General features: G+C 66.6%; 1 protein-coding gene. It reads left to right on the plus strand.

Annotation, left to right across the window (positions count from 1 at the left end; translation table 11 throughout):
• Nucleotides 1–912: 912 nt before the first annotated feature.
• Complete coding sequence (locus tag IE271_RS40920) at nt 913–1,374, plus strand: hypothetical protein (RefSeq protein WP_229919993.1); 462 nt, start codon at nt 913–915, stop codon at nt 1,372–1,374.
• Nucleotides 1,375–1,444 lie beyond the last annotated feature (70 nt).

The raw sequence follows: 1,444 nt of genomic DNA on the forward strand, positions 1-1,444 counted from the left end.
GAACCACCCGGGCAATCCGCGACCAACCCGAACGAGCCCCCCCCACTCCTGGGCATCATCAACAACCTCGACGCTCAGGGAACTTGATCAAGCCCTGCCGCCGACCTGCTCTCAACCTGCCTTTCTTACTCCTTGGCCAAGGCTTGGTCGTGTCCCCTCATGTGGTGTACCAGCGATCAACCGCAAAGTTGCAGGTCGCACGGCAATCAGAGGCACCCGCGACTTTCGTGGCCCGACGGACCGTCAGCCTGTGCTGTCGACATGCTCTGCTCAGTCCTTCCGCTCCACGCGTTTGTGCAGCTCAGGGTGTTTTTTCGCGTGGTCTGCAGGGCTGCCCAGGGGGATCGGGCGCAAGGGGCTCTTCTGGCGCGTCGGCGAAGCCTCTGCGCGCCCCGTGGGGAGGGGTGGGCGTCGCGGGGCCGTCTGAACGGCCACCAGGGGGCTTCCTGGACTTACACAGATTGCTTCGGGCTACCTCTTCGCGCCAGCATGACTCCGGAGCCCTGATCTCGGCTGTGCCGGTGCGGGCCCGGCCCGTGTGACGTGGGCCGGGCCCGCTGGTGCCGGAGGCTGGAGGCGAACCGAACACCTCCAGAGCCTCCTGTCGAGCGTCCCGCCCCACGGCCATGAACGCCATCCACCATCACTCGAAAGAGTGACGCCAAAGCTCCTGGTCCTTGGATGCCGATAAGGCGCCTGACCGGAGGTTTTGCACAGTGTGCAGCAGGTCAATGGCACCGCCGTCCTTACTGCGCTGTTCGGGCCGCTCGTGGCCCCGGGCCCCGGTCCGAGTGGCCGGCCGCCCCGGCAAGCCCAGGTTGCACAAACCATCCCTCGGCCGGGGCGGCACTCTGCTGCACCCAAAGTCGTGTCCGGCCTCGGGCGCAATTTGGTGTTTGTGCAGGTCACGGCGTGCCGGGCGATCCGGTGCACATCAGGCCGGACGGCATGGTGGATTGGGATTTCCTCGATTTCGTGCGGTCAGCGGTCTTCCGGAATCCGGAACGGGAAACGAAGCGGAATTACGGAACGGATTACCGCCCGCTCCTGAGTCTTCTCTCCTCCCGCGGACTGTCCTGGAGGGATGCGACGCCGCAGGCCCTGGCGGACTACCGGCACTGGCGGTGCAAGGCTCCGGAAAACCCGGGCCGGATCGGCGGGACGAAGTGGAATCGCGAGGCGGCGGCGTTCACGAAGCTGTTCACGTGGGGAGAGGTCTACCCGCTCTCGGTGGACGTCTCCCGGTGTGAGGATCTGGCAGCGGACTCGGTGAGCGCGCGGGTGTCGTGGCTGACACCGCGGACCTGGGACCTGTGGTTCGACATCGGGCCACGCGGCCGCACCCGCGCTGGGATCGCTGCCGGAGGACGTTGAACGCTCGCTGCTACGTCACGACGGCTCTGGTCTGCAGTCAGGACTGAGGTGAGTGCGCGGCGGGTTGTCC

This window comes from Streptomyces minutiscleroticus, from assembly GCF_014650875.1.
Lineage (GTDB): Bacteria > Actinomycetota > Actinomycetes > Streptomycetales > Streptomycetaceae > Streptomyces > Streptomyces minutiscleroticus.